Raw genomic sequence first — 24,654 nt, forward strand, 5'->3', positions numbered from 1 at the left:
TTGACATTTTTTTTTGTAATATTTGGAACATTAAATCTGAATACCTGTGTAATACCGTGCTGCGTCAGCGTAGCATTTTTTATAAACTTAATCGTTAAAAAACTATAGTGCAATAAGAGGAAGCGCGATTTTGCGCTCTTTTTCTAACCAATTTTATTCAAACAAATGACTAGATTTTCAACAATTGATTACGTTATATTCCTGATATATTTCGTGATCGTAGCGGGGTACGGTTACTGGATTTACCGTCGTAAAACCAAGAGTGATTCTGCAACCAAAGATTTCTTCTTAGCAGAAGGTTCTCTTACCTGGTGGGCCATTGGTGCTTCACTCATTGCATCCAATATTTCTGCGGAGCAATTTATTGGTATGAGCGGAAATGGATTTACGGTGGGTATGGCCGTGGCTGCATACGAATGGTTTGCTGCTATTGCCTTGATTATTGTGGCCGTGTGGTTTATACCAATGTACCACAAGAATGGCATATTTACCATGCCGCAGTTTCTCAAGATTCGATACAATGAGACGACGGCGCTAATCATGGCGATCTTTTGGTTATTTCTCTATATTCTAGTTAACCTTACTTCGATCTTATTTTTAGGATCCATGGCGATCAATAACTTCGCTGGTGGCGAGAATTTTGAGGTCATCATGACGATACTTTGTGTGTTTGCCATTATCATCACGCTGGGCGGTATGAAGGTCATTGGATTCACCGATGTGATTCAAGTATTGGTATTGATTATTGGTGGATTGGCGACGACTTATGTAGCGCTTACTTTGGTCAGTGAGCATTTTGGTTTAGGATCCGATATCATTGCTGGTTTTAAGGCGATGATGAAAGATTCTCCGACGCATTTCCAGATGATCGCCGAGAAACCAGGACCTGATGCATCGCAAGAAGAAATTAACAAATACTTGATGTTACCGGGTATTGCGATGTATTTCGCAGGGCAATGGATTGTGAATTTGAATTATTGGGGTTGTAACCAATACATCACACAGCGTGCGCTAGGAGCAGATTTAAAAACAGCTAGAACAGGTATTTTATTTGCCGGTTTCTTAAAATTATTAATGCCGATTGTCGTAATGTTGCCGGGTATCGCTGCTTATGTGCTATACAAAAATGGTGCGTTACAACAAGAGATGGCACCAGGAGGTGAATTTCACGCCGATAATGCATACTCTGCGATTCTAAGTTTCCTGCCAGATGGTATGAAAGGGCTTTCCTTAGCGGCATTGACGGCTGCGATTGTAGCATCATTAGCAGGGAAAGCAAATAGTATTGCGACGATTTTTACCCTAGATATTTATAAAAAATACCTAGACAAAGACGCTTCTGAAACCAAAATGGTTTGGGTAGGAAAGGTTGCCATTGTCGTGTCGATGTTATTAGCCCTGTTACTGACTTGGGACGATGTGTTGGGTATTGGTGGAGCGGGTGGATTTACCTTCATTCAAAAATATACTGGTTATGTTAGTCCGGGCGTATTGGCTATGTTCTTATTGGGTATGTTTTGGAAACGTACTACCGGTACAGCAGCCATTGTGGGTCTATTATCTGGATTCTTACTTTCGGTATTCTTCAATGAGTTTGCGCCAGCTGTATTTGGACCAGAAACATGGTTGTACACAGCATTCCAGAATGCCAATGGCAAATATGAGATTCCGTTCTTGATTTGTATGGGTTGGGCGTTTGTCTTTGCGGTATTACTCATGGTGATCTTAAGTTTAGCAGGTCCGAAGGTCAATCCTAAAGCATTTGAGATCGATAGAAAAATGTTTAAAGTAGATCCTTCTACCTTGATACTAATTGTGTTTACGCTATTAGTGGTAGGAGCATTGTATGTTAAATTCTGGTAGTGATTTTTTTTACTACCAACTATTTCTCCGAGATAATCAGATAGCATGGCTCAATACTCAGCACAACACCGCGTTCTTATTGCCGTCGATTGTATTATCTTCGGTTTCGATGGCGCGGAGTTGAAACTGCTGGTGGTGCAGCGCGCATTAGAGCCACAGATCGGCAATTGGAGCTTGATGGGTGGTTTCGTAGAAGAAGGGGAAGATCCGAACGATGCGGCATCACGCGTGCTATACAAATTGACCGGATTGAAAGATGTGTACATGGAGCAGCTTTCGGTATTTGGCAGGCCAAACCGTGATCCGGTGGAGCGCACCATCAGTGTGGCGTACTCCGCATTGATTAATATCAAAGAGTACGAAACGCAGCTGAGTGATGCATACCGTGCAGAGTGGATTCCATTGAAGGATGTGCCGGCGTTGATCTTCGATCACGATGAGATGGTCGCTGCCGCAAAAGTACACTTGCGCTACAAAGCGGCCTTACATCCGGTCTTGTTCGAGCTCTTGCCCGAAAAGTTTACCATTCCGCAGATCATGGCACTGTACGAACAGGTGTATAATGTGGAGCTGGATAAGCGTAATTTCATGCGCAAACTGCGTTCTACAGGCTTGCTGGTGAAGCAAGCCGACAAAGATAAAGAAGGCTCCCGCAAAGGAGCCTTCTATTACAAATTGGATCAAGAAACGTATAAGGATAAGTTTAGTTCATTCTTACATTTTATCCCACAGCCCTAAGGCTGTTCTAATCTCATTTAGCTAGAAACAAAACGGTCTCCTTCTGATAAAGAAGGAGACCGTTTTTACGTGTATGATATTACTTTACCGTCGTGAAGCGGTAGGTGCTTTGTGTTTTGTACGTCTCCCCTGGTGATAGCACAGTGGATGGGAAATTCGCTTGATTGGGTGCGTCTGGGAAATGTTGTGTTTCTAAACAAAATGCCGAACGCAAGCCGTAGGTTTTATCACCTTTAGCATTTTTAATGTCTTTCATGAAATTACCGCTGTAAAACTGCAAGCCTGGTTCTTCCGTCAGGATTTCCATCTGGATGCCTGTTTTCGGGCTGCTTACTGTGGCAATATGCTGCAAACCATCTTTCTTGTTTAACACAAAATTGTGGTCATAACCGCCACCAATTTTAAGTTGTTCATCGTCCGCATCAATGTCTTTGCCAATCGCTTTGGCCGTACGGAAATCAAATGGGGTATTTTCTACAGAAGCCAATTCTCCGGTAGGAATCAAGTTCTTGTCTACTGGCGTATATTTATCCGCTTTTACCATCAGTTCGTGATCGGTGATGGTTTCCGCTCCTTCACCACTCAGATTGAAGTAAGCATGGTTGGTTAAATTGACGATGGTCTTTTTGTCTGTCGTTGCGCGGTACGCAATGTCCAATCCATTATCTGATGTAATGCTATACGTGACATAAATATCCAAAGCGCCCGGATATCCGGCATCGCCATCTGGTGATAACAAGTGCAATTCTACGCTGTTGTCGGTTACTTTACTCACCGTCCACACTTTCGTGTAATAACCTGTTTCACCGCCGTGTAAGGTATTCACGCCATCATTCAACTCCAATTGATAAGGTTTGTCATCCAGCTTAAATTGTCCTTTAGCAATACGATTTCCAAAGCGACCGACGATAGCGCCATAGAAGCCTTCACCTTTTCTCTGATAGTTTTCTAAATCTTTGTAGCCTAATACGACATCGACTGGATTACCTTGGTTATCTGGTACAAGCAGGCTCACCACGCGCGCGCCATAATTGGTAATCGCTGCGGTAATTGTACCGTTGCTAATCGTGTATAGTTTTACAGAATCTTGGCCAATCAATCCGGCAAAGTCAGTGGCAGCAACGCCGACATTAATGCTGTCTGTTGTTGTCTCTTTTGCGGTGTTGGCGTTTTGATTACAAGAGCTTAGGGTAATGGCTAGCGCGATAGGCGCAATGCAGGCTTTCCAGATGAAGCCGGGAGATGTTGTCATAATAAAAAAGTCTTTTATAGGGTGTTTAGGATTATACTAAACCTAAGATAGTGAGTATATTCCAGAAAAGCAACCGAAGAATTCGGCGCGGTTTACCCAAATAAGGAACGGAAGACATCTTCCAGATTAGCCACCGGCCGAATGGCAATGTTGTATTTTTTCGGATCGATACCTTTGAGATTATATTTGGAGATAAAAATACCGTCAAAACCTAATTTCTCTGCTTCCGCAATGCGTTGTTCGACGCGGTTCACCGCGCGAATTTCGCCTGATAAACCGACTTCGCCCGCGAATGCGGAAGTCCCCGGAAGTGGGATATCTTGTTGAGAAGAGATCAAAGCGGCAATAACCGCTAAATCAATCGCCGGATCTTCGACGCGCAAGCCACCAGTAATGTTTAGAAACACATCTTGCGTACCCAATCGAAAGCCAAATCGCTTTTCTAGCACGGCCAACAGCATGTGCAGTCGCTTGGTGTCGAAACCGGTGGAACTACGCTGTGGGGTGCCGTAAGCCGAAGGACTTACCAAGGCTTGTACCTCGATCATGAGCGGACGAATGCCTTCTAGCATAGAAGCGATAGCCACGCCGCTCATCGATTCTTCGCGTTGCGAAAGCATGATCTCGGAAGGATTGGATACTTCGCGTAAACCATTGCCCTGCATCTCATAAATCCCCAATTCGGAAGATGAACCAAATCGGTTTTTCACCGCGCGCAAGATACGATACACGTGATGTCGGTCGCCCTCGAATTGCAACACCGTATCGACCATATGCTCCAATACTTTTGGCCCAGCAATAGCGCCATCTTTAGTGATATGCCCTACGATAAGTACGGGCGTGTCACTTTCCTTCGCAAAGCGCAAAAGTTCAGCAGTACATTCTTTTACTTGAGATACCGAGCCAGGAGCCGACTCGATCTGCGAAGAATGCAAAGTCTGGATTGAATCAATCACGATGACATCGGGTTGTACCGATTCGATCTGCTTAAAGATGTTTTGGGTGGAAGTTTCCGTCAGGATAAAACAATTCGCCTTACTGCTTTGGTTCAGGCGTTCGGCACGCATTTTAATCTGCTGTTCGCTCTCTTCACCAGAAATGTACAGGGTTTTTACCTGCGGTATGGATAAAGCCAATTGAAGCATGAGCGTCGATTTGCCAATGCCCGGCTCGCCACCAATTAATACGAGCGAACCCGGAACAATTCCGCCACCTAGCACGCGATTAAATTCATGATCTGGCGTTAGGATGCGTTTCTCTTCACTGTACACGATTTCATGAATCACAGCCGCTTTGTTCGTGCGTTTCGGAGTGCCAGCAGCGGTGGAGCTACGCCATTCGGGCACGCGCGACGAACCTTTGTCTACCACTTCTTCTACAAAGGTATTCCATTGCTTACAGGATGGACATTGCCCTAGCCATTTGGGAGATTCGTAGCCACAACTTTGACAGAAATAAGCAGATTTAGTTTTCGCCATTGCACGAATTTAGAAAAAAAGTAAGGACAAACCGTAACAAAGCAGTAGTATTGTCGTCAAATACCTAGAAAATGAACCCAGAGCTTGAACAACAATTTGTGCTTCTCTTGGAGGAAAACCAAAATATCCTCCATAAGATCTGTAAGCTGTATGCGGCAGATCGTGATGCGCACAAGGATTTGTTTCAGGAAATGGTGATTCAGTTGTGGAAAGCGTATCCCACATTCAAAGGTCAATCGAAGTTTACCACTTGGGCTTATCGCGTATCATTGAATACCGCAATATCGCTTTATCGCGTAAAAAAGCGGCGTGTGGAAACCGTAACCTGGGATTATGCCGTACATAATATACAGTACGAAGAATACAGTTCGGAAGAGGAAGATAAGTTGAGCTATCTCTATGCTGCGGTGCAGGAATTGAATGATATCGAGAAGGCCTTGGTGTTTATGTATCTGGAGGATAAAGATTATGCAGAGATCGCCGAGACACTAGGGGTAAGTGAAGTAAATGCACGCGTACGGATGAACCGTATTAAAACAAAATTGAAAGTCATACTCAGCCAAAGAGGGGCATTATAATGGATGAATTAGATTTCTTAAAAAATCATTGGCAGAAAGAGCAACGTTTTCCGCAGATAAAAGCAAAGGAAATTCGGGCTATGGCGCACAGAAGCTCTTCTTCGGTGGTGAAATGGATTTTTGTGATTAGTATTCTAGAGTTTTTTCTAGGCTGGGCCATTTCATTTTTCTTGCCTTCGGTCGAGTATCGGTCTACTTTTGAAGAGATTTTTGTTACGACGCTAGAGGTCGTTTTTTACGTTGTTATTATTTACTTTATTTATCAGTTTTTCGCGAGTTTTCGTACGATTCGCAATACGAAAGATACCAAATCTTTACTGACCTCGATCATCGATACGCGCGCTCACGTAGAGCGTTATATCAAATTTAATATCTATTATTTTTACTTCGGATTTTTAACAGCAGGTGGTTTTACGCTGTACGAAAAAGTGGCGGCCGATTCCAACAAAAGTATAGGAACTTTGATAGTTTATATCGTATTGTTTGCAATACTGATGGCAATTATTTCCTATCTGTTTATTCGTGTGGTGCGTTTCTACTACCGAATCGTTTACGGGTTACTATTGAAACGATTGAATAAGAATTACGAAGAATTACTCCAACTGGAACAAGAGGTAGAATAGAATATTTGTATCTTTGTGCCGCAATTCATTAAACGCCGTTTGCAGCGGTATCAATGCTCATGGGAAAATACAATACTTTGCTGTACTACTGTTACAGCCCTATCGAAGATGCAGCACAGTTTGCTGTAGATCATTTAAATTTTTGTAAATCATTGGATTTAGTTGGTCGCATTATTGTGGCCGACGAAGGTCTGAATGGTACGGTTTCGGGTTCGCCAGAATCGTGTAAAGCGTATATGGAAGCGGTACATGCCGATGCACGCTTTGCTAAAACGGAGTTTAAGATTGATGAGGTGGAGGAGTTATCTTTCATCAAAATGCATTGCCGTTATAAGCCAGAGATTGTGCACTCGGGGTTGAGAAATCCTAAAGATATCGATCCGAATCGCCAAACAGGTGTGCATCTGGAGCCGCAAGATTTCATGCAGATGAAAGATCAGGACGATGTGGTGGTGCTGGATGTGCGCTCTAACTACGAGCATTCGGTCGGTCGCTTCAAAAATGCAGTTACCTTAGATATGGAAAACTTTCGTGAGTTTCCAGAGAAAATCAAAGAACTGCAGCAATATAAAGGCAAAAAGATTTTGACCTATTGCACCGGCGGGATCAAATGTGAAAAAGCTTCGGCGTTATTACTTAAAGAAGGTTTCGAAGATGTTTACCAACTACACGGCGGTATTATCAAATACGGCAAAGAAGCTGGTGGAAAGGATTTCGACGGACAATGTTATGTATTTGATAATCGGGTGACGGTAGATGTCAACTCGGTGAATCCGTCGGTGGTATCTACCTGTCGGAATTGTGGGACAACGACTGCAAAAATGATCAATTGTGCTAATCCGGATTGCAATGAGCATTTTACGCAATGTGATGCCTGCGGCGAAAAGCTAGAAGGCTGTTGCTCGCCAGTATGTATGACGCATCCGCGCAAGCGCGAATACGACGGCACGGGCTATTATGTAAAAGTGCCTCAACCAGTCAATGCCGATAAAATCAGCAAACGAAAACATAAACAATTGGTGAAGTAAGATTTGCTGTTTGGTTATTATACACGAAGAAGCCTTCCAGATATGGAAGGCTTCTTTGGTTTTGGGTGTTATGATTTCGTCTTCGCGAGATGAGATTGCTTCAACCTCGTACCTCGGGTTCGCAATGACGCGGCAAACTAAGCTTTTAACCAACATTCTTTCGTCTTCGCGAGGAAGCATGACGAAGCAATCTAGATTATTACATAACACAAAAATATCACGCTGAGATAGCCACACCCTCGTACATCAGGTTCGCCATGACGACGATTATTATAAACAAAAAAAGTCCATCATTGCTGATGGACTTTTTTGCTGGAGCGAAAGACGAGATTCGAACTCGCGACCCCGACCTTGGCAAGGTCGTGCTCTACCAACTGAGCTACTTTCGCATTGGTGGAACAAAGGTAATATTTCCACCGTTATATGTCAACACTTTTGTGAAAAAAAGTGCATTAATTGATCGCATCGATACAATTCATCCCATCAATAGCTGCCGAAACAATACCGCCCGCATAGCCTGCGCCTTCGGCACAAGGGTATAAACCAGCGACTTGTGGATGTTGCAGGCTATCTTTATCCCGCGGAATCCTTAGGGGCGAAGAAGTACGAGATTCTACGCCAACTAATATCGCTTCATTCGTATAATAACCTTTCATCTTCTTGCCAAAGCGTGGCAATGCACCTTGAAGCGCTTTATGTACAAAATCAGGAAGCACTTCTTTCAGTTCCACAGATTTGGTGCCCGGTTTGTAAGAATGGTTAGGCAGATCATTAGAAAGGCGACCTTCCACAAAATCGACCATGCGCTGCGCGGGCGCAACTAATGCGCCACCGCCAGCTTGAAAAGCCTTTAGTTCTACTGCTTGTTGAAATTCGAGCAGCGCAAATGGATTGTTTATCGCTGCTGGAATATCCTCCAGATTTATCTGTGTGACCGTGCCCGAATTGGCATGTGGATTATTTCGTTTGGACGGCGACCAACCATTCACCACGATTTCTTCCTGATCGGTGGCGCAAGGGGCAATGATTCCGCCAGGACACATACAGAAAGAAAATACTCCACGACCGTCGACCTGCTCCACCAAGCTATAATAGGCCGGCGGTAAGTTTTCATGCCGTTCGACACAATGATACTGAGCGCTATCCACAATGTATTGCGGATGTTCAATACGCACGCCTAATGCAAAAGGTTTGGCTTCTAATAACCAACCTTTGTCGCGAAATAGATAAAAGATATCGCGAGCCGAATGTCCAGTAGCGACAATGATGTTACTGGCGTTGATTGTTGAGCCATCAGCGAGCTTCACGCCGGTAGCTTGGCCAGATGATGTTAAGATGTCGATCACTTTTGCATCAAAGTGCACTTCGCCACCTTGTTCCACAATTCGCTCGCGCATCAGCTGAATGATATGCGGCAATTTATTGGTGCCGATATGTGGCCGCGCATTGACCAAAATATCTTCATCTGCGCCATGTTCCACAAAGATGGATAAGACTTTTTGAACGTCACCGCGCTTGTCTGATCGGGTATACAGTTTCCCATCTGAATAGGTGCCGGCGCCGCCTTCGCCAAAACAATAATTGGATTCTGGATTGACCACGCCTTCGCGATTGATGCGCGCCAGATCGCGACGACGATCCTGCACCGCTTTGCCTCGCTCGAGCACAATGGGCTTCAATCCGCGTTCTAAGCAGCGATAAGCAGCAAACAATCCTGCTGGTCCTGCACCTATAATGATGACTGGTTTGGCGTCTTTTACCTGTTTTAGATTGGAGGTGTAGGTGAATGGCGTGGGTGATTCATCAATATAAAAAATCACCCGAAGTCGATATACGACTTGCCGGCTTCGCCCATCAATAGATCGTTTGCGGATATGGATTCCACCAATTCTGCTGGCTGCTACGCCTAATTTCTTCGCGCCCATTCGTTGGATTGCGGCCTCATCGAGGATCAGGTCGGGGCTTACGGCTAACTCAATTTCTTTTTGCATAAATATGGTTGTTGGGTTGCTATCCCAAATTTTGGTACAAAGATACAGAATCTGCTTTACGACGATACGGTCAAAATACTTTGAAAAAATACATCGTAAATTTTGTATATTTAGCCATATAGAAAAGAAAAACTTTACAGATGAAAAGATTTTTAATGCTAACTGTTGTGAGTTTGTTTACGGCAGTATCTTTAAGCTCATGTGGCTACAATACGATGGTTTCCAAAGACGAAAACGTCAAAGGTAAATGGGCCCAAGTGGAGAATGCCTACCAACGTAGAGCAGATTTGGTTCCTAATTTGGTATCGACGGTAAAAGGAGCGGCAAACCATGAAGAGAGTACCTTAACTGCGGTAGTAGAAGCGCGTGCTAAAGCAACGCAAGTAACGGTAGATCCTTCGAATTTGTCGGAAGAAGAAATCGCAAACTTTCAGCAAACACAAGATGCATTCTCGCAGTCAATTGGCCGTTTATTGGTCAGTGTTGAGGCGTATCCGGATTTGAAAGCAAACCAAAACTTTCGCGAATTGCAAGCGCAGTTGGAAGGTACGGAAAACCGAATCTCGGTAGAGCGCCGTGCGTACAATGAGGCGGTGCAAGACTTTAATACTACCGTGCGTAGCTTCCCGAACAATATCATGGCTGGGATGTTTGGCTTCAAAGCGAAAGGAACATTCACTGCGGCAGAAGGATCGGATAAAGCACCAACGGTCTCTTTCTAAATTTTTAGCGTTTCCTAAGGCTGCTTAGGAAACGATTTGTTGAATTTTTACGGAGAAAGAGAGATGGATATTTTTACGCAACAAGAGCAGGATACGATCGTGCAGGCGATCAGCTTGGCCGAAAGTCATACTTCTGGCGAGATCAGATTGGTCGTAGAGCGTAAGCTAAAAGAAGGCGAAGCGATAGATCGAGCTACCCATTATTTTAATAAGCTCAAAATGGGCGCCACAGCACTACACAATGGTGTGCTGATCTATTTGGCGCATGATGATCATGCGTATGCGATTATCGGCGATTCGGGAATTCATAAAAAAGTTCCGGCCGACTTTTGGGAGACGGTATCGTCGCACATGCTGGAGCATTTCAAAGAAGGTAATGTGGCACATGGCCTGATTGCGGGTATTACAGAAGCGGGCGAACAATTGGGGATTTATTTCCCGAAGGGACAAGATGATGTTAATGAACTTCCAGATGATATACACTTTGGTGAAAATTAAAACAAAAGTGCTTTCCACATCGCTATACAAAACTATTTTCTGCTGGGCTTTTTTGAGCCTTTGGGTTTCAGGTATTGCGATCGCGCAAGATTTTCCGGCGCAGCCAAAAAGTCTGGTCAGCGACTATGTCGGTGCGCTAAGTCAATCCGAAGTAAGTCAGCTGGAGCAGAAGCTGTTAAATTTTGAAGATTCTACTTCTATTCAATTGGCCGTCGTTGTGATGAAATCTACCGGCGAGTATGATATTGCGGATTATGGCGATCGTCTGGCGAAGCATTGGGGTATAGGAAATAAGAAATACGATAATGGTATACTACTTTTGGTCGCTTTGGAAGATCGCGCCGTGACGATTCGTACCGGTTACGGTATCGAAGGTTCGGTGCCCGATGTCATAGCGTATCGTATTATTGAGAATGAAATCAAACCGGCTTTTCGAAGTGGTCGTTATGGGCAAGGAATTGACAACGGCGTTGATGCGCTGATTTCGTATACCAAAGGTGAATACAAAGCCGATCCAAAACCGAAAGGTAACTCTGGCAGCGGTGGTGTGCCTGTTGTTGTGATCTTCTTTATCATCATTATCCTGTTTTCTATCTTCTCCAAAGGTGGTGGAAAAGGTGGTGGTGGCAAAATGATGAATGGCAAAGGTGCTTCTGACCTTTTCTGGTGGACTTTGCTGAGCCAAATGGGCGGCGGTGGTCGCGGAAGCTCAGGTGGAGGCTTTGGCGGCGGTTTCGGAGGCGGAGGCGGCGGCGGTGGCGGCTTCGGAGGATTTGGTGGAGGAGGCTTTGGCGGTGGCGGCGCAAGTGGTCGCTGGTAATTACCGTTTCTTCGCTGATCAATCTAGCACAAAGAAATAAACAAAATAGGGATCTGCTAATCGCAGATCCCTATTTTTATATAAGTCATTCGCAATAATGTTACGCCGTTACGGCGCGCATTTCCCGAAGGAGATGGAGCGCATATTCAATCGAGCTGACGCCGCTGATTGCGATGCGTAGTTGTCCTTTTACTTCTTTCAGATTACTGATAGTTGCGTGCTGCTGCACAAACGTGAGCACTTGGCCGAATTGTGGCGACTCAAAATAACTGGATTTGGCATTCGATACAAAGAAGCCTTTCAAGGTATCTTTCTTGTAAGTAATCTTTTCTAAGCCAATTTCCTTGCCTAGCCATTGCAGGCGCAGCGTGTCAAACAATTGGAATACTGGTGCAGGGATTGGGCCAAAACGATCTTCTAAGGCTTTGGTAAAACCATCGAGCTCCGATTCGCTCTGTAACTTCGAAAGTTCAGTGTATAGGTTATAGCGCTCCGAAATATTAGTCACATATTCGTCCGGAATCAAAACCTCTAAATCGGTATCGATCTGCGTGAAGGTAACATACGTACGATTCTGCTCGTCGGCGAATAGCTCGCCGAATTCATCGTCTTTCAGTTCTTGTACGGCTTCGTCCAAGATTTTATTATACATCTCAAAGCCGATCTCCGCGATAAAACCCGATTGCTCGGCACCCAATAAGTTTCCAGAGCCACGAATATCCAAATCGCGCATCGCTACGTTGAATCCGGAGCCTAATTCCGAGAATTCTTCAATCGCTGAAAGCCGTTTGTACGCTTCGTTAGTTAAGGTCGATAATGGCGGACTTAATAAATAGCAAAATGCTTTCTTATTGGATCGACCGACACGACCGCGCATCTGGTGCAAATCACTCAAGCCAAACATATGTGCTTGGTTGATGATAATGGTATTGGCATTTGGAATATCTAACCCCGCTTCAATAATGGTGGTGGCGATCAAGACATCGTAATCGTGATTAATGAATTTCAACATCACATCTTCTAGGTCATCGCCCTCTAATTGGCCATGTGCCACGCCAACGCGTGCATTCGGCACGAGTTTCTGGATCAATAAACCGAGCTGCTTTAAGTCAGCCACACGATTGTGAATAAAGAAAACTTGACCTCCACGATCCAGCTCGAAAGATACGGCTTCTTGAATCAACGCATCGTTGAATACATGGAGTTCCGTTTGTACCGGCTGGCGATTAGGTGGGGGCGTAGAGATAATGCTCAAGTCGCGCGCGCCCATCAAGGAGAAGTGCAACGTGCGTGGAATTGGCGTGGCAGTAAGCGTTAGCGAATCTACGTTAGCACGCATGTGCTTCAGTTTTTCTTTGACCGATACGCCAAACTTTTGTTCCTCATCAATAATCATTAACCCTAAATCCTTAAACTTCACATCTTTGCTCACCAGACGATGCGTACCGATAATGATGTCTACTTTACCATCGGCCAGTCGTTGGAGCGTTTCTTTGACCTGCTTACTGGTCTTGAATCGGTTGATGTAATCAATATTAGCCGGAAGATCTTTTAAACGCTCGGAGAACGTGCGATAATGTTGCAGTGCCAAAATGGTGGTTGGAACCAATACGGCAACCTGTTTGCTATCGGCCACCGCTTTGAAGGCAGCGCGAATCGCCACTTCGGTTTTTCCAAAACCCACATCTCCACAGACCAAACGATCCATCGGATGCGGCGATTCCATATCGCGCTTTACATCGGCCGTAGATTTCTCCTGATCGGGCGTGTCTTCATAAATGAAGGACGCTTCCAATTCTTTTTGCAGATAGGTGTCAGGGCTGAATGCATTTCCGGTTTGCGCTTTTCGCTTCGCGTAAAGCTTAATCAAATCGCGAGCAATATCTTTTACTTTTTTCTTGGTGGTTTTCTTGAGTTTCTCCCAAGTGTCGGTGCCGAGCTTATTCATTTTGGGAATCGCACCTTCCTTGCCGGTGTATTTAGAAATACGATTCAGCGAGTTGATGTTAACGTACAGTAAATCATTATCGGCGTAGATCAGCCGAATCATCTCCTGCGTTTTGCCGTTCACCTCTACCTTTTCCAGTCCGGCATATTTACCGACGCCATGATCGATGTGTGTGATGAAATCTCCCGGTTTAAGATCGCGCAGATCTTTCAGTGTAATGGCTTGAGAGCGCTCGTATCCTTTTTTGCGTTTGTATTTATAATAACGATCAAAGATTTGATGGTCGGTGTAGCAGGCCACCCGAATGGTGTCGTCACGAAACCCTTCGCGTAGCGCTTTGTACACGGGCGTAAACTGTACGGATTTGTCCAAATCATCTAGAATGGCATATATGCGTTCAACCTGTTTATTCGAGTCCGAAAAGATCACATTGGTGACCTTCTTTTGCTCATTCTCTTTGAGATTGTGGATCAGCAGGTTGAAATCCTTGTTGAAGGATGGTTGCGGATGCGTGTCAAATTGTACAGTCGCATCTGCGTTATAGAAAAATTGCTTTCCAAATTCGATGATTGGGAATTCAAAAAGCATGGCATTCACATTCTTATCATCCGAAAAAGTAAAACGAGGATCTACCCATTCCGGATTGTTCTTAATATCGTCTTCGGATAGTGCTTTCCAAAATTGCGCTGCCTTCTGATAGCCTTCGCGCAAGATATCCAAGGTAAATTGTACATCCTTAATCCAGATCACGGCATCGTTAGAAATGTATTCTAATAGCGATATATGGTTGTTGGACAAAAATTTGGCCTGTACATTGGGCACGATGGTGACCGAATTGATTTTCTTGACCGATACTTGGCTCTCGATGTCGAATGTGCGTATCGTCTCAATCTCATCACCAAAAAATTCTACACGGTAGGGTAGGTCGTTAGAAAAAGAAAAGATGTCAACAATACCGCCGCGGATCGCAAATTGGCCCGGTTCGTATACAAAGTCTACGCGTTCAAAATCATATTCGTACAAAAACTCATTGATGAAATCGATGCTCAATTTGGTGTTGACGCGGATTTCTAAGGTGTTTTTTTCCAGATCATCTCTATTGATGACTTTCTCGGCAATAGCTTCCGGATAGGAAACAACAATCTTCGGCAATTCCGAAACATGGTGCAAAGAGCTGAGTGTTTCTGCACGTTGCAAAACGTGGGTGCCATCAAGCTGGGTAAAATCGTATGCTTTTCGAAAGGAGGAAGGAAAAAATAAAATTTGCTTGTCAAACAGACTTTCTAGATCGGCTAAGAAAAAGGAAGCATCTTCGTGCGTAGGCAAAATAAAGACAAAAGGACGTTGTTGTAATTCGTATAGACTGGCTGCTACGACAGCATCCGAGGATCCGATTAATCCTTTTGCATGAATTTTTGGGCTTTTTTTGGTGATCTCTTTGCCTAAGGTAGTTAGCTGCTCGGAGGCGCCATATTTTTTGATGATCTCTTGAATATCCACTCGTAATACCAGTTTGAGTACGAATGTACAAAAACCTTACCGATGCGAGCAAATGCAGCGCATTTATTCCAAAGAGGTTGGTCTTCGAAAATTACAAAGGAGTCCTACTTTTGGTAGGACTCCTTCATACGCCGCGCTGATGCTTAGCATTTTGTTAATAACAAGGTTAGTTAGTTATATTTTGGTGTTAATGTTGTTTGTTTCGTAACGTAAATATAGGGTTTTGTTTAAAAATTGCAACAAATGGTGTTATTTTTTTAGAAAATGATTATTGTCGGTGGGGTCGATGCGAGCGCATTAATAATGCTACTTGTAAGTGGTATCTTTGTAAAAAGGTTTATGAGTGCTATTTGGAGGATGTTCAGCACCTCCATAATCATTACAGTTATGAAAGATACAGACGATAGAGAATACCCTAGTATTATTCAAAGTGCATGGAATTGCAAATGTCCGCGCTGCCGTCGAGGGAATATGTTTTCCGGTCCGATCCTCAGTTTCAATCGATCTGCCCGTCAAATGAAGACGGTATGTCCGCACTGCGAATTATTGTTTGAAAAAGAGCCGGGATATTTCTACGTAGCCATGTACGTGAGCTACGTGTTTGTGGTGGCACAATTGATCGCATCTTGCATAGCAACTTATGTGATTACGGGCAATGCAGAATCACCTTGGTTGTATTTGACCGTAGCTTGTGCAGCGGTGATTATTTTAGCGCCTTTCAATTACCGGTATTCCCGTATCGTTTTACTGTATTGGATGACGCCATCTTTTCGTTTCCGACCGGAGTTATATGATCGAGAGCCGGCTAAGGCTGTTTAAAAAAATCAGTATTTTCTAATAGAATTTCCTATAGAGATCATATAGTACCATGATGTCATAAGGTGTTAGTTCGGATGATACATCAGTACGGATGTATTTCTTTTTAAAAGAACGCACTGCAGTACGCAAGTTGGAGGTATCATAACCAATAATACGCAAGGCATCGCTGGTATTGAATGTGGGTGGCGGTGGCGCAAGATAGTTCGCATTGTACCAAATCCCAAATCCTCGTTCGGCTAATATTTCCCAAGGAAAGTAAGTGCTTGGATCATCTTTACGACCAGGTGCATAGTCGGAATGGCCAATAAAGTTAGTCTGCGGAATACGGTATTTACTTTTGAGATTGTTCAACAAAATCAATAAAGCATTGATCTGTAGATCTGGAAAGGGCTCGCTGCCATTATTATCCAATTCTATTCCGATTGACACGGAGTTCATATCGGTGATATTGCCCCATTTTCCTGCACCGGCATGCCAAGCACGCTGATAATCATTGAGCATTTGTACCACCTGTCCGTCTCGCCCAATTACGTAGTGGCTGCTTACTTGTGTATGCGGTAACTGAAAGGTTCTGATGGTTTGCGCAATACTGTTTTGCGACGTATGATGGATCATCACAAACTGCGGTTTGCGAAGATCATAATGTATGGTGGGCGCAAAGTCGTAATTTCTTTGAATACCTGTAGCATGCAATTCGGCTACTTCTAGCTCTGGCGTGGAGACTGGTTGCTGGATATTTTCGCGCGGTGTGTTTGGTGTTACGGTGGATTGCGACTGCTCAACAGCAGTATTGTTTTCTGCTACGCGCTGCTCTTCAATATCGATCACGATCGACTCGGAAGAAGGAGCCGTTTTAACGACGGCGGGAGCCACGATTGCTTTGGTTTTTTGCTTGGAACTAGAACAGCTGTATGTTGCCGCAGCTAACAAAATCATTCCACACGTAAGCCATTTAAATTTCATCATCTTAAGCTACTCCTTCAATCTTGTTTACCGCTGTTATATTTTAATATCCGATACGATGTGGTCGTTTACTGTCTTGGGAAATTAAATAACAAACCCATCGCTAGCGCTTGACTGAACTGTACGCCTGGCTTTGTCTCATTTTCAGAAACCCATGTTCTATCGTACAATAAAGTTCCATTAGCTGTTACACTGATAAATCTGGTGACTTTAGCAGTTAATGTTACATCTAGGCGATGATCGGGATTAGTTATTTCCCTGTAATCGGCCATTAACATATAACGAGATTTGATGTGCAAATTTTTTGTCAAATCACGATCCAAATTTGCCAATATTTGCACACCCAGCTCATTTCTTAAACGTCTGCCCGGCAGCACACCAAAGGTAGTAGAATCGCCTTGATTATCTACACCGTTAAAGGGGATTTCCGAATCCAATACGAAGGTCTGACGAGCAGAAAGTGCACCCAAACGTAATGAAAAGGTATTGTCCGGTACGTATTCCAAACCGAAAGTTTCGGTAGAATATCCTGGGGACATAAATCGAGTAATGATATTTCCTCTATCTTCTTGTGAAGGACTTTGGTAACCGGGAGCAAAGATGGACTCAAACGCGAGTGAAGTATAGATGAGCCAATGCTTAGAAAATTTATACCCTAACTTGTTATCCCAAAGTATTCGATCTACGTTTTTACGCGATCTTTGATCTTGATTAGCCAATACACCATAACGTAAATCTGCCTCCGTCGTAAAATTAAAGTCATTACGATTATATTCCGACTTGTGCCAAGCGGTGGTAGTCCACGCCATGGAGTTTACACCACCATCTCGCCAATTTTCGCTAAAGGATGCTTGGTTCAAATTGAGGCCAATTTTCGTCCAGTGCTTCCAGTAATCTACAGATAAACCCAATTCTGGGATAGGTACTTTTACGTTGCGAATGCTAAGCGGTTTGTTGGCGCGGCTACCCACAATGCTGGTATCTGGCAGCGCACGTAGATCTTTTAAGTCTTGCGCATTCGTAGTACCCAAGCCTACACATGTTGCTATCGCAACGAAGCAAATTATCTGTTTCATACTTAATTTTCTTGTTTAACGTCAAAGTCTACCTTGGGTAGTTCTGGCAAAGGTCGTAAATCTGGCAATATTTTAAACATATTGTATTTACTTTTTATGTATTGTGTCAATTGATAATGACTTGCATGTGTGGCAAAGGCGTATGAAGGCCTGTAGCGAATCATAAAATTCTGAAGTTGATCACCCTCAAGACCGAGTAAATTATACACAAGATCGGGGGTAAATATAGAGTCAACGACATTATCTTCATAGACTTGCCGCATATACGCTGTAAATCTACGGGCATTGCGCCCCTCCTTGCTCAATAAATTATAGATCGCATTAATACTTAGCCCAGCTCCGGTCGGTCCTACGCTAATCAGCGATCCCGGATCTGCTAGGTTGTAGGCATCTCGGTACACTCGCTTTGATTCTTCGTAGATCTCGATCGGCGATCTGCGCGCATTCACCTTAACCGTCTCAATATACCGAAAATCTCGTAGCATAGACAATACTAAAATTTGGTTTTTCGGTACGGCAAGCGTATCCGCGAGAAAACCATCTTTGATAAAAACGAGTGTGTCAGTGGGTTCTACCTCTAAGCGGAATTCGCCTTTGGCATTGTTAAATATGCGCTGGTGCGTTCTAGGATTGTAAATCTGTACTCTACCTAGTCGATCTTTAGATTCTTCGTCATAGACAATGCCTTCCAGTTGAATCTGCCCCTGCAAAAACAAAGGTAGAATGGATAGGATAAAGACGATGATATAGATGAATAGGTTCACTACCGTAAAACTACATGTTCAAAGAGAAGATTTATAATATTTAACATCTTTTTGGAGATGCTATATTATTTGGAAACAATGATGAGCTGCCCGATATCAAGATTCTCGTCTTCCAAGGCGTTGATCTGGATTAGCTCCTCTACCGACAGTCCGTATTGCTGACCGATGCTGTACAGCGTATCGTTGGCTTTTACTTGGTAAATGATCATGGCCACCGGTTTCTTTACTTCCTCTGGCGGCACGACCTCCTCAAATACTTCCTTCTCCGTGATGATTTCCTCAACCTGAACCTCGCGTCTTTCTCGCTCCACATAGGTTTCTGCTCTATCATATTGGTGCAGATCGTATCGCTCAATGAGATCGATCAACAAATAGGCATAGCGCGGATTGGTGGCGTAACCGGCTTTTTTAAGCCCGTGCGCCCAACCTTTATAATCATCTTTTTTGAGTGCGAAAAGCGGTTCGTATCTCTTACGGAGCAAAAATTGAGAATGATCCCGGAAAGAGTCATCGGGGTTGTTATACACGCGAAAACAATCGTTCGGGCCATCGTCAGGGCGTGTAATGCTGCGTCCTCTCCATACGCCACCGCATTTGATTCCAAAATGATTATTTGCTTGTGTTGCCAAATAGCTGTTGCCATTACCGGACTCCAACAGAGCCTGTGCTAACTTGATACTGGCTGGAATGCCATATTGATTCATCTCAGCTATCGCAATGCTTTTGTATCGGTCAATATAAGCATTGCCACTCGTGCTAGTTGCTTGTCCGCCAGACTTTACAGAAGAATTAGGCTTATTATTTGACGACGAGGGATAGGTCTTCGAGGTGCGTAAAGTACCCGGTCTTCTCGAGCTACAGCTAGAGAAGACTAACAAAGCGCTTAAGAGTATGGCAAACCCGAACTTGTATCCCATTAGTCAATTATAGGAATAAAAAAATTACCAGTGTACGTATGCTTAATTAAGCGTCGTCTTTTCGTCGTATTGATCCAAATCGTAGCGATCAATTGTCGCCAAGACCTTGCGAGACCAATCTCCAGAAGTAGAATATCCAGATCTTGCGATTCCTTTTATCCAAGATTGGTAATCTTCTGAGTCGTGCTTCAAGAAAAGAGGTTGTGTGGACTTTTTACGTTGTAGTAGTTCTACGAAGTCGCGATAAGAAGCGAGTGTAGAATCGTAATCTTTGTAAGCAGATTTAATCTTTTTGCTGCTGTTTTTACCTTTGATGCCAAAGTGATTGTTGAGGTATGTGGCAATTCGACTATTACCATAGGCGCTTTCGTGAATAGCGATTGCTAAGATGACAGAAGCGGGTACTCCTGTTTCCCGCATCAGCTGCTTGGCAGCTTTATTGTGTTTTTCCAGATAACTTGTCGGCGTGTATTTGCTTTGTGCAGTACATAATGATGCGCCGATGGTTACCGTGATAAAAAGTACACTTAGTACCTTCATCCAATTTTTTAACATAGTCCTTTTTTTGGTTCAACCATTACTTTTTGCGTAACACAAAAAGCCCGTCTCTAATGGGCAAGATCAATTTTTCAACACGTTGATCTGCCGCTAAAAAAGTATTTAATTCTAAAATTTGTCTAGTCTGACTGTCGGGTGCTTCGTCTAGCACGCGACCTTTCCACAACACATTATCTACCAGAATCAGTCCGCCAGATGGAATCCTGTCTATAACCATCTCATAGTAGATTTTGTTTCGTTTCTTATCCGCATCGATGAAAACAAGCTCAAATTGCCCTTCAATGGTCGGAATAACGTCTATCGCATCCCCAATGTGGTAGCAAATCTGCTCTCGTTGATCGGCTTGGTCAAAATAGTGCTGTACCCGATCATGCAATTCTTCATCAATGTCAATCGTATGAATAATGCCATCTGCACGTAATCCCTCTGCTAAAGCTAATGTGGCGTATCCCGTGAAAGTTCCGATTTCTAAAATCTGCTTCGGAGCCACCAATTTGCTTAACATGGACAAGACCCGACCTTGAAAATGACCGGACAGCATATGTGCTTTTGTCTCCTTCAAATACGTTTCCCGATTGATCTTTTTTAATAGCGCTGGCTCCTGATCACAGGTGCTTTCCAGATACTCGCTATACTTCTCATCAGGCATGTTCATCGCGACAAATATACTTATTCCCGTCACATAGACAAGTTAAAAAGTGTTAATCAACTGTGCTGTAGATGTTTGAAAGAATTTTGAAAGTAACAAATCAAGCCTGCGGAAGGCAGGCTTGATGATATATATAGGTATGTTTAATCTAAAGATGCGGTGATCAGACGTAGGAATTCTGATCGAGTTACATCATTTTCAAAAGCCCCAGTAAAGGCTGATGTAGTCGTTACCGAGTTTTGCTTCTGGATGCCACGCATCGCCATGCACATGTGCTTGCACTCCATCACCACGGCTACGCCTCTCGGCTGCAAAGTTTCTTGAATACAGTCTCTAATCTCGTTGGTGAGGCGCTCTTGTACTTGTAGTCTTCTTGCGAAAGCATCGACCACACGCGGAATTTTGCTGAGGCCAACAATATGACCGTTCGGAATGTAGGCAATGTGTGCTTTTCCGAAAAATGGCAGCATGTGGTGTTCGCACATGGAGTACACTTCGATATCTTTCACCACGACCATTTGACTATATTCTTCTTCAAACATGGCACTGCGCAATAATCCTGCGGCGTCCACATTGTAGCCATGCGTGAGGTACTGTAAAGCTTTGGCGACTCTTTCGGGAGTTTTTATTAATCCTTCGCGCTCTGGTTTTTCACCCAAAGCATCCAGAATATCAGTGTAATGTGCCGCGATACGTTCCACATCTTTGGTGTTGTATTGATCGATTTTGCGGTATCCTTCCACCTCGTCGTCGTCGTCATCCAAATGGTGCAAATTGTTCATGTCAATTATTTTATGGGGGTATTAGTGCCGAAATACTCAGCGTAGTTATTTTCTGTTTCGTGCAATCTTACGGAATGTAACACCACACCTTCTTGGTCAAAAGATGGTTTCAAGACTTCAAATATAGATTGCGCGATCACTTCTGTAGAGGCCATTTTGCCTTTCATAAAAGCGACCTCTATGTTGATGTTTTTATGGTCTACCTGTTGGATCACCAATTCGTGGATGATCGCCTTCATCTGTTTTAGATCCATCACAAAGCCTGTCTCAGGATTGATATCACCTTTTACGGTAACAAATAGCTCGTAGTTGTGGCCATGCCAATGAGGGTTGGAGCAGTTTCCGAATACGCGCAAATTTTGTTCGTCGGACCAATCAGCCCGAAATAATCTATGCGCAGCACTAAAACGTTCGCGACGTGTGATGTAGACCATAATGCCAAATATACATCAAAAAACAGTTACTTTGTCTGTTCGAGATTACCGAAATTTCATATGGAGATATTAATTGTCGCGGCTACAGAACGCGAGCTAAAGCCTTCTTTACCATTATTGCATGAGCTAGAGATTGACGTGCTTGTTACTGGTGTTGGTATGGTCGAAACCGCCTTTGCGCTCGGCGAAAAGCTTGCTGCAAAACATTATGATCTGTTACTGAACGTGGGCATAGCAGGATCATTCTCTTCAGACTTAACAATCGGTGATGTGGTAGAAGTTGTGCAAGATCGACTGATCGAGCTGGGAGCTCAAAACCGAGAAGAATTTCTCTCGATAGAAGAAATGGGATTTGGCCAATCCTTGTTTTCTTCGAATTCAATCGTCGGCACTATCGCGCCAACTGGTTTGCAGCAAGTACATGGTATCACCGTCAATACGGTGCATGGTAATGTCGTAGCGATCGAAGCGATACGTAAGCGGTTGAAAAATGATCTCACCATTGAATCTATGGAAGGCGCAGCTGTGCTGCATGCTGCGCATAAGAAAAACACACCCGTGGTACAGGTTCGTGCGATTTCCAATTATGTAGAGCCTAGAGATACGAGTCGTTGGGATATACCACAAGCGATTCAAAACCTACACGAATGGTTGCGTGGATACTTAATTTCGCAGCAGCGTTGATGAAGTAAAATACTTGAATCCCACTACCATAATTCGATAAATTGTAGTAGCTTTGCCTTGGAAAAACAGACTATTCACTAATACTGATGAGAGAAATACAATTCAGAGAAGCGCTTCGTGAAGCAATGAACGAAGAGATGCGCAAAGATGAAACGATATTTTTAATGGGCGAGGAAGTCGCAGAGTATAATGGCGCTTACAAAGTAAGTCAAGGTATGCTCGACGAATTCGGTGCTAAACGAGTAATTGATACGCCAATTGCAGAGCTTGGTTTTGCAGGTATCAGCGTGGGTGCGGCGATGAACGGCTTGAAGCCAATCGTTGAATTCATGACGTTTAACTTCTCCCTAGTAGCTATAGATCAGGTAATCAATGCAGCAGCAAAGATTCACCAGATGAGTGGCGGACAATTTTCTTGTCCGATCGTATTCCGCGGTGCGACTGGTAATGCTGGTCAATTGGCGGCACAACACTCCCAAAACTTTGAAAACTGGTATGCTAATACACCAGGATTGAAGGTAGTAGTTCCTTCGAATCCTTATGATGCAAAAGGTTTATTAAAATCTTCGATCATCGATCCAGATCCAGTAATCTTTATGGAATCTGAGGTGATGTATGGCGATAAAGGCGAAGTGCCTGAAGAAGAATACTACATCGAGATCGGAAAAGCCAAAGTGGTTAAAGAAGGTACTGATGTAACTGTAGTTTCTTTCGGTAAAATGGTGCCACGTGTAGTGATTCCTGCTGTTGAGGAATTGGAGAAAGAAGGTATTAGCGTAGAATTGATCGATTTACGTACCGTAAGACCGATTGACTTTGAAGCGATCATTAATTCTGTCAAGAAAACCAACAGATTAGTTGTGGTGGAAGAAGCTTGGCCTTTGGCTTCGATTTCTTCAGAAATCACTTTCCGTGTACAGAAAGATGCATTTGATTACTTAGATGCGCCTGTTACACGGGTTACTTCGGCAGATGTACCTTTGGGTTATGCGCCTACTTTGGTAGAAGCATCTCTTCCGAGCATCACAAAAGTAGTGAAAGCCATCAAGGAAGTATCTTACATCAAAAAGTAAGATTTTAATACTAAAGTCATTCGGAAACCTCCATGCCCCAAGCATGGAGGTTTCCTTTTTTAGTGAAAATACCAGTCATAATTGCTATATTTAGCTATTATAAATACTTAGTAACTCAACATGAAGAAATTAAAATTAAGTGTTTGTCTGTTTCTAGCCGTAGCGCTAGGCGTGCAGGCGCAGGAAAAGGTATCCTTTCGATATAATCCTCCTATCGGAGAAAAATTAGTCTATAATACGGCTATGAATATGGATATAGAAGGAGAGCAGTCTATGATCATGGATATCAATATGGTCATGACACAAACTGCTAAAGACAAAGGTGCTGATCAAGTATTCAATATCGTGTCGCAGATCGAGTCTATCAAAATGGACATGAACATGCAAATGATGATGATGTCTTATGACTCGGAGAATCCAGATGATAGCAATCCTGTTTCGCAACAGATGGGTGAGCAGTTTGCTCCATTATTGAAGAAGGATATTAACGTAAAAATCAATGATCGCGCTGAAGTAATTGATGTAGCCGATGCAGAAGCTTTCGCTGGAATAGGCGATATTAAGTCGATGTTTAGCGCGGCAAGTTTTCCAGAGCAACCTATCGCAGAAGGAGAAAGCTGGTCAATGTCTGTGCCCAATGAGCAGTTAGGAGTAGAGTTGAACTACAAATTGACCTATGCTGGTAAAGAGGGAGATTTGATTCGCGTTAATCTAGAGTCTGAGCCTGTAGAGGAAGAAGGAGCTATGAGCATCACCGCAAGTGGTTATAATTTGTATGATCCTAGTACGTTTGTAGTTGTAAAGTCGGAGGTGACTTCGAAGGTCGATGCGCAAGGTGCTTCGATTACAAATAAGACTGTAATGGAAAAGCAATAAACGGCGAGCGATATTTATAC

Annotated in this window: 24 protein-coding genes and 1 tRNA gene; 12 read left to right on the forward strand and 13 right to left on the reverse strand. The window is 43.5% G+C overall.

All coding sequences use genetic code 11. The features are described from left to right. Positions 1–165 precede the first annotated feature (165 nt). Together AC3IRT_RS00705 and AC3IRT_RS00710 are read left to right on the forward strand one after the other, a co-directional pair. Positions 166–1,863 (forward strand): sodium:solute symporter family transporter, encoded by a 1,698-nt coding sequence (locus AC3IRT_RS00705; RefSeq protein ID WP_489394641.1) that lies wholly within the window; start codon positions 166–168, stop codon positions 1,861–1,863. Positions 1,864–1,908: 45 nt separating this feature from the next. Then, positions 1,909–2,601 carry an NUDIX hydrolase gene (locus AC3IRT_RS00710; RefSeq protein ID WP_489394642.1) on the forward strand — a complete coding sequence of 231 codons (693 nt, stop codon included), beginning with the start codon at positions 1,909–1,911 and terminating at the stop codon, positions 2,599–2,601. A gap of 79 nt (positions 2,602–2,680) precedes the next feature. On the opposite strand, the gene AC3IRT_RS00715 is transcribed toward AC3IRT_RS00710, so the two are convergent. Together AC3IRT_RS00715 and radA are read right to left on the reverse strand one after the other, a co-directional pair. Beyond that, positions 2,681–3,853, reverse strand: a complete 1,173-nt coding sequence (locus tag AC3IRT_RS00715) for an aldose epimerase family protein (protein WP_489394643.1) — start codon at positions 3,851–3,853, stop codon at positions 2,681–2,683. Between the two features lie 92 nt (positions 3,854–3,945). Continuing rightward, positions 3,946–5,331, reverse strand: a complete 1,386-nt coding sequence (radA, locus tag AC3IRT_RS00720) for a DNA repair protein RadA (protein ID WP_166332613.1) — start codon at positions 5,329–5,331, stop codon at positions 3,946–3,948. Positions 5,332–5,402: 71 nt separating this feature from the next. Here radA and AC3IRT_RS00725 point away from each other — a divergent pair, with 71 nt between their 5' ends. Genes AC3IRT_RS00725 through trhO form a run of 3 tightly spaced genes read left to right on the forward strand, consistent with a single transcriptional unit; the run spans position 5,403 to position 7,560 of the window. Continuing rightward, on the forward strand, positions 5,403–5,909 hold the full coding sequence (locus AC3IRT_RS00725) for an RNA polymerase sigma factor (RefSeq protein WP_116775243.1): 507 nt from the start codon (positions 5,403–5,405) through the stop codon (positions 5,907–5,909). Continuing rightward, positions 5,909–6,532, forward strand: a complete 624-nt coding sequence (locus AC3IRT_RS00730) for a DUF8845 family protein (protein ID WP_166332612.1) — start codon at positions 5,909–5,911, stop codon at positions 6,530–6,532. Before AC3IRT_RS00725 ends, AC3IRT_RS00730 begins: the two co-directional genes overlap by 1 nt. Positions 6,533–6,591: 59 nt before the next feature. Then, positions 6,592–7,560 (forward strand): oxygen-dependent tRNA uridine(34) hydroxylase TrhO, encoded by a 969-nt coding sequence (gene trhO, locus AC3IRT_RS00735; protein WP_489394644.1) that lies wholly within the window; start codon positions 6,592–6,594, stop codon positions 7,558–7,560. 313 nt (positions 7,561–7,873) lie between these two features. Here trhO and AC3IRT_RS00740 read toward each other — a convergent pair. Together AC3IRT_RS00740 and AC3IRT_RS00745 are read right to left on the reverse strand one after the other, a co-directional pair. Beyond that, positions 7,874–7,949 (reverse strand) — tRNA-Gly (locus AC3IRT_RS00740). 63 nt (positions 7,950–8,012) lie between these two features. Continuing rightward, entirely contained in the window at positions 8,013–9,551 is a 1,539-nt protein-coding gene (locus AC3IRT_RS00745; protein ID WP_489394645.1) for an NAD(P)/FAD-dependent oxidoreductase, read from the reverse strand. A 140-nt stretch (positions 9,552–9,691) separates the two neighbouring features. Between AC3IRT_RS00745 and AC3IRT_RS00750 the strand changes: the two genes are divergently transcribed. The 3 genes from AC3IRT_RS00750 (at position 9,692) to AC3IRT_RS00760 (ending at position 11,591) form a co-directional block, all read left to right on the forward strand. Continuing rightward, complete coding sequence (locus AC3IRT_RS00750; RefSeq protein WP_489394646.1) at positions 9,692–10,273, forward strand: LemA family protein; 582 nt, start codon at positions 9,692–9,694, stop codon at positions 10,271–10,273. Positions 10,274–10,336: 63 nt separating this feature from the next. Beyond that, the gene (locus AC3IRT_RS00755; protein ID WP_489394647.1) at positions 10,337–10,771 is read left to right on the forward strand and encodes a TPM domain-containing protein; all 435 of its coding nucleotides are present in this window, start codon (positions 10,337–10,339) and stop codon (positions 10,769–10,771) included. Further along, a complete protein-coding gene (locus tag AC3IRT_RS00760) occupies positions 10,761–11,591 on the forward strand; it encodes a TPM domain-containing protein (protein ID WP_489394648.1) in 831 nt (276 codons plus the stop codon). The genes AC3IRT_RS00755 and AC3IRT_RS00760 overlap by 11 nt, the downstream gene beginning before the upstream one ends. Before the next feature lie 100 nt (positions 11,592–11,691). On the opposite strand, the gene mfd is transcribed toward AC3IRT_RS00760, so the two are convergent. Continuing rightward, positions 11,692–15,039, reverse strand: coding sequence for a transcription-repair coupling factor (gene mfd / locus AC3IRT_RS00765; protein WP_489394649.1), 3,348 nt, complete (start codon positions 15,037–15,039; stop codon positions 11,692–11,694). 387 nt (positions 15,040–15,426) lie between these two features. On the opposite strand from mfd, the gene AC3IRT_RS00770 reads away from it, so the two are divergent. Next, positions 15,427–15,858, forward strand: coding sequence for a DUF983 domain-containing protein (locus AC3IRT_RS00770; protein ID WP_489394650.1), 432 nt, complete (start codon positions 15,427–15,429; stop codon positions 15,856–15,858). Between the two features lie 15 nt (positions 15,859–15,873). Here AC3IRT_RS00770 and AC3IRT_RS00775 read toward each other — a convergent pair whose 3' ends face one another. The 8 genes from AC3IRT_RS00775 to AC3IRT_RS00810 all read right to left on the reverse strand — a co-directional run bounded on the left by AC3IRT_RS00775 (position 15,874) and on the right by AC3IRT_RS00810 (position 22,001). Continuing rightward, positions 15,874–16,824: an N-acetylmuramoyl-L-alanine amidase gene (locus AC3IRT_RS00775; RefSeq protein WP_489394651.1), complete on the reverse strand. Its 951-nt coding sequence runs from the start codon at positions 16,822–16,824 to the stop codon at positions 15,874–15,876. 65 nt (positions 16,825–16,889) lie between these two features. Continuing rightward, positions 16,890–17,897, reverse strand: coding sequence for a DUF3078 domain-containing protein (locus tag AC3IRT_RS00780; RefSeq protein WP_489394652.1), 1,008 nt, complete (start codon positions 17,895–17,897; stop codon positions 16,890–16,892). A 2-nt stretch (positions 17,898–17,899) separates the two neighbouring features. After that, complete coding sequence (locus tag AC3IRT_RS00785) at positions 17,900–18,661, reverse strand: hypothetical protein (protein ID WP_489394653.1); 762 nt, start codon at positions 18,659–18,661, stop codon at positions 17,900–17,902. A 65-nt stretch (positions 18,662–18,726) separates the two neighbouring features. Next, entirely contained in the window at positions 18,727–19,578 is an 852-nt protein-coding gene (locus AC3IRT_RS00790; RefSeq protein ID WP_489394654.1) for a glucosaminidase domain-containing protein, read from the reverse strand. A 42-nt stretch (positions 19,579–19,620) separates the two neighbouring features. Beyond that, positions 19,621–20,118 (reverse strand): glucosaminidase domain-containing protein, encoded by a 498-nt coding sequence (locus AC3IRT_RS00795; RefSeq protein WP_489394655.1) that lies wholly within the window; start codon positions 20,116–20,118, stop codon positions 19,621–19,623. Between the two features lie 37 nt (positions 20,119–20,155). Then, positions 20,156–20,791 (reverse strand): O-methyltransferase, encoded by a 636-nt coding sequence (locus tag AC3IRT_RS00800; protein WP_489396152.1) that lies wholly within the window; start codon positions 20,789–20,791, stop codon positions 20,156–20,158. A 137-nt stretch (positions 20,792–20,928) separates the two neighbouring features. Then, positions 20,929–21,567, reverse strand: a complete 639-nt coding sequence (gene folE / locus AC3IRT_RS00805; protein WP_166332600.1) for a GTP cyclohydrolase I FolE — start codon at positions 21,565–21,567, stop codon at positions 20,929–20,931. A gap of 5 nt (positions 21,568–21,572) precedes the next feature. Next, a complete protein-coding gene (locus AC3IRT_RS00810) occupies positions 21,573–22,001 on the reverse strand; it encodes a 6-pyruvoyl trahydropterin synthase family protein (protein ID WP_489394656.1) in 429 nt (142 codons plus the stop codon). A gap of 60 nt (positions 22,002–22,061) precedes the next feature. On the opposite strand from AC3IRT_RS00810, the gene mqnB reads away from it, so the two are divergent. From mqnB to AC3IRT_RS00825, 3 genes are all read left to right on the forward strand, one after another. Next, positions 22,062–22,685: a futalosine hydrolase gene (gene mqnB, locus AC3IRT_RS00815; RefSeq protein WP_489394657.1), complete on the forward strand. Its 624-nt coding sequence runs from the start codon at positions 22,062–22,064 to the stop codon at positions 22,683–22,685. 86 nt (positions 22,686–22,771) lie between these two features. Continuing rightward, positions 22,772–23,758, forward strand: a complete 987-nt coding sequence (locus AC3IRT_RS00820) for a pyruvate dehydrogenase complex E1 component subunit beta (RefSeq protein ID WP_066754363.1) — start codon at positions 22,772–22,774, stop codon at positions 23,756–23,758. Between the two features lie 120 nt (positions 23,759–23,878). Continuing rightward, positions 23,879–24,634 (forward strand): DUF6263 family protein, encoded by a 756-nt coding sequence (locus tag AC3IRT_RS00825; RefSeq protein ID WP_489394658.1) that lies wholly within the window; start codon positions 23,879–23,881, stop codon positions 24,632–24,634. Positions 24,635–24,654: the final 20 nt, after the last annotated feature.

Source organism: Sphingobacterium sp. KH_072 (assembly GCF_057837975.1).

What these genes read in the sequence shown, in the direction of transcription:
- AC3IRT_RS00750 (WP_489394646.1), top strand. Translation starts at nt 9,692, where the DNA reads ATGAAAAGATTTTTAATGCTAACTGTTGTGAGTTTGTTTACGGCAGTA.
- radA (WP_166332613.1), bottom strand. Translation starts at nt 5,331, where the DNA reads ATGGCGAAAACTAAATCTGCTTATTTCTGTCAAAGTTGTGGCTACGAA.
- AC3IRT_RS00810 (WP_489394656.1), bottom strand. Translation starts at nt 22,001, where the DNA reads ATGGTCTACATCACACGTCGCGAACGTTTTAGTGCTGCGCATAGATTA.
- AC3IRT_RS00770 (WP_489394650.1), top strand. Translation starts at nt 15,427, where the DNA reads ATGAAAGATACAGACGATAGAGAATACCCTAGTATTATTCAAAGTGCA.
- AC3IRT_RS00795 (WP_489394655.1), bottom strand. Translation starts at nt 20,118, where the DNA reads ATGAAGGTACTAAGTGTACTTTTTATCACGGTAACCATCGGCGCATCA.
- AC3IRT_RS00825 (WP_489394658.1), top strand. Translation starts at nt 23,879, where the DNA reads ATGAAGAAATTAAAATTAAGTGTTTGTCTGTTTCTAGCCGTAGCGCTA.
- AC3IRT_RS00790 (WP_489394654.1), bottom strand. Translation starts at nt 19,578, where the DNA reads ATGGGATACAAGTTCGGGTTTGCCATACTCTTAAGCGCTTTGTTAGTC.
- AC3IRT_RS00730 (WP_166332612.1), top strand. Translation starts at nt 5,909, where the DNA reads ATGGATGAATTAGATTTCTTAAAAAATCATTGGCAGAAAGAGCAACGT.
- AC3IRT_RS00725 (WP_116775243.1), top strand. Translation starts at nt 5,403, where the DNA reads ATGAACCCAGAGCTTGAACAACAATTTGTGCTTCTCTTGGAGGAAAAC.
- AC3IRT_RS00710 (WP_489394642.1), top strand. Translation starts at nt 1,909, where the DNA reads ATGGCTCAATACTCAGCACAACACCGCGTTCTTATTGCCGTCGATTGT.
- AC3IRT_RS00780 (WP_489394652.1), bottom strand. Translation starts at nt 17,897, where the DNA reads ATGAAACAGATAATTTGCTTCGTTGCGATAGCAACATGTGTAGGCTTG.
- AC3IRT_RS00705 (WP_489394641.1), top strand. Translation starts at nt 166, where the DNA reads ATGACTAGATTTTCAACAATTGATTACGTTATATTCCTGATATATTTC.
- AC3IRT_RS00775 (WP_489394651.1), bottom strand. Translation starts at nt 16,824, where the DNA reads ATGATGAAATTTAAATGGCTTACGTGTGGAATGATTTTGTTAGCTGCG.
- AC3IRT_RS00755 (WP_489394647.1), top strand. Translation starts at nt 10,337, where the DNA reads ATGGATATTTTTACGCAACAAGAGCAGGATACGATCGTGCAGGCGATC.
- AC3IRT_RS00715 (WP_489394643.1), bottom strand. Translation starts at nt 3,853, where the DNA reads ATGACAACATCTCCCGGCTTCATCTGGAAAGCCTGCATTGCGCCTATC.
- AC3IRT_RS00745 (WP_489394645.1), bottom strand. Translation starts at nt 9,551, where the DNA reads ATGCAAAAAGAAATTGAGTTAGCCGTAAGCCCCGACCTGATCCTCGAT.
- mqnB (WP_489394657.1), top strand. Translation starts at nt 22,062, where the DNA reads ATGGAGATATTAATTGTCGCGGCTACAGAACGCGAGCTAAAGCCTTCT.
- AC3IRT_RS00800 (WP_489396152.1), bottom strand. Translation starts at nt 20,791, where the DNA reads ATGAACATGCCTGATGAGAAGTATAGCGAGTATCTGGAAAGCACCTGT.
- AC3IRT_RS00820 (WP_066754363.1), top strand. Translation starts at nt 22,772, where the DNA reads ATGAGAGAAATACAATTCAGAGAAGCGCTTCGTGAAGCAATGAACGAA.
- folE (WP_166332600.1), bottom strand. Translation starts at nt 21,567, where the DNA reads ATGAACAATTTGCACCATTTGGATGACGACGACGACGAGGTGGAAGGA.
- trhO (WP_489394644.1), top strand. Translation starts at nt 6,592, where the DNA reads ATGGGAAAATACAATACTTTGCTGTACTACTGTTACAGCCCTATCGAA.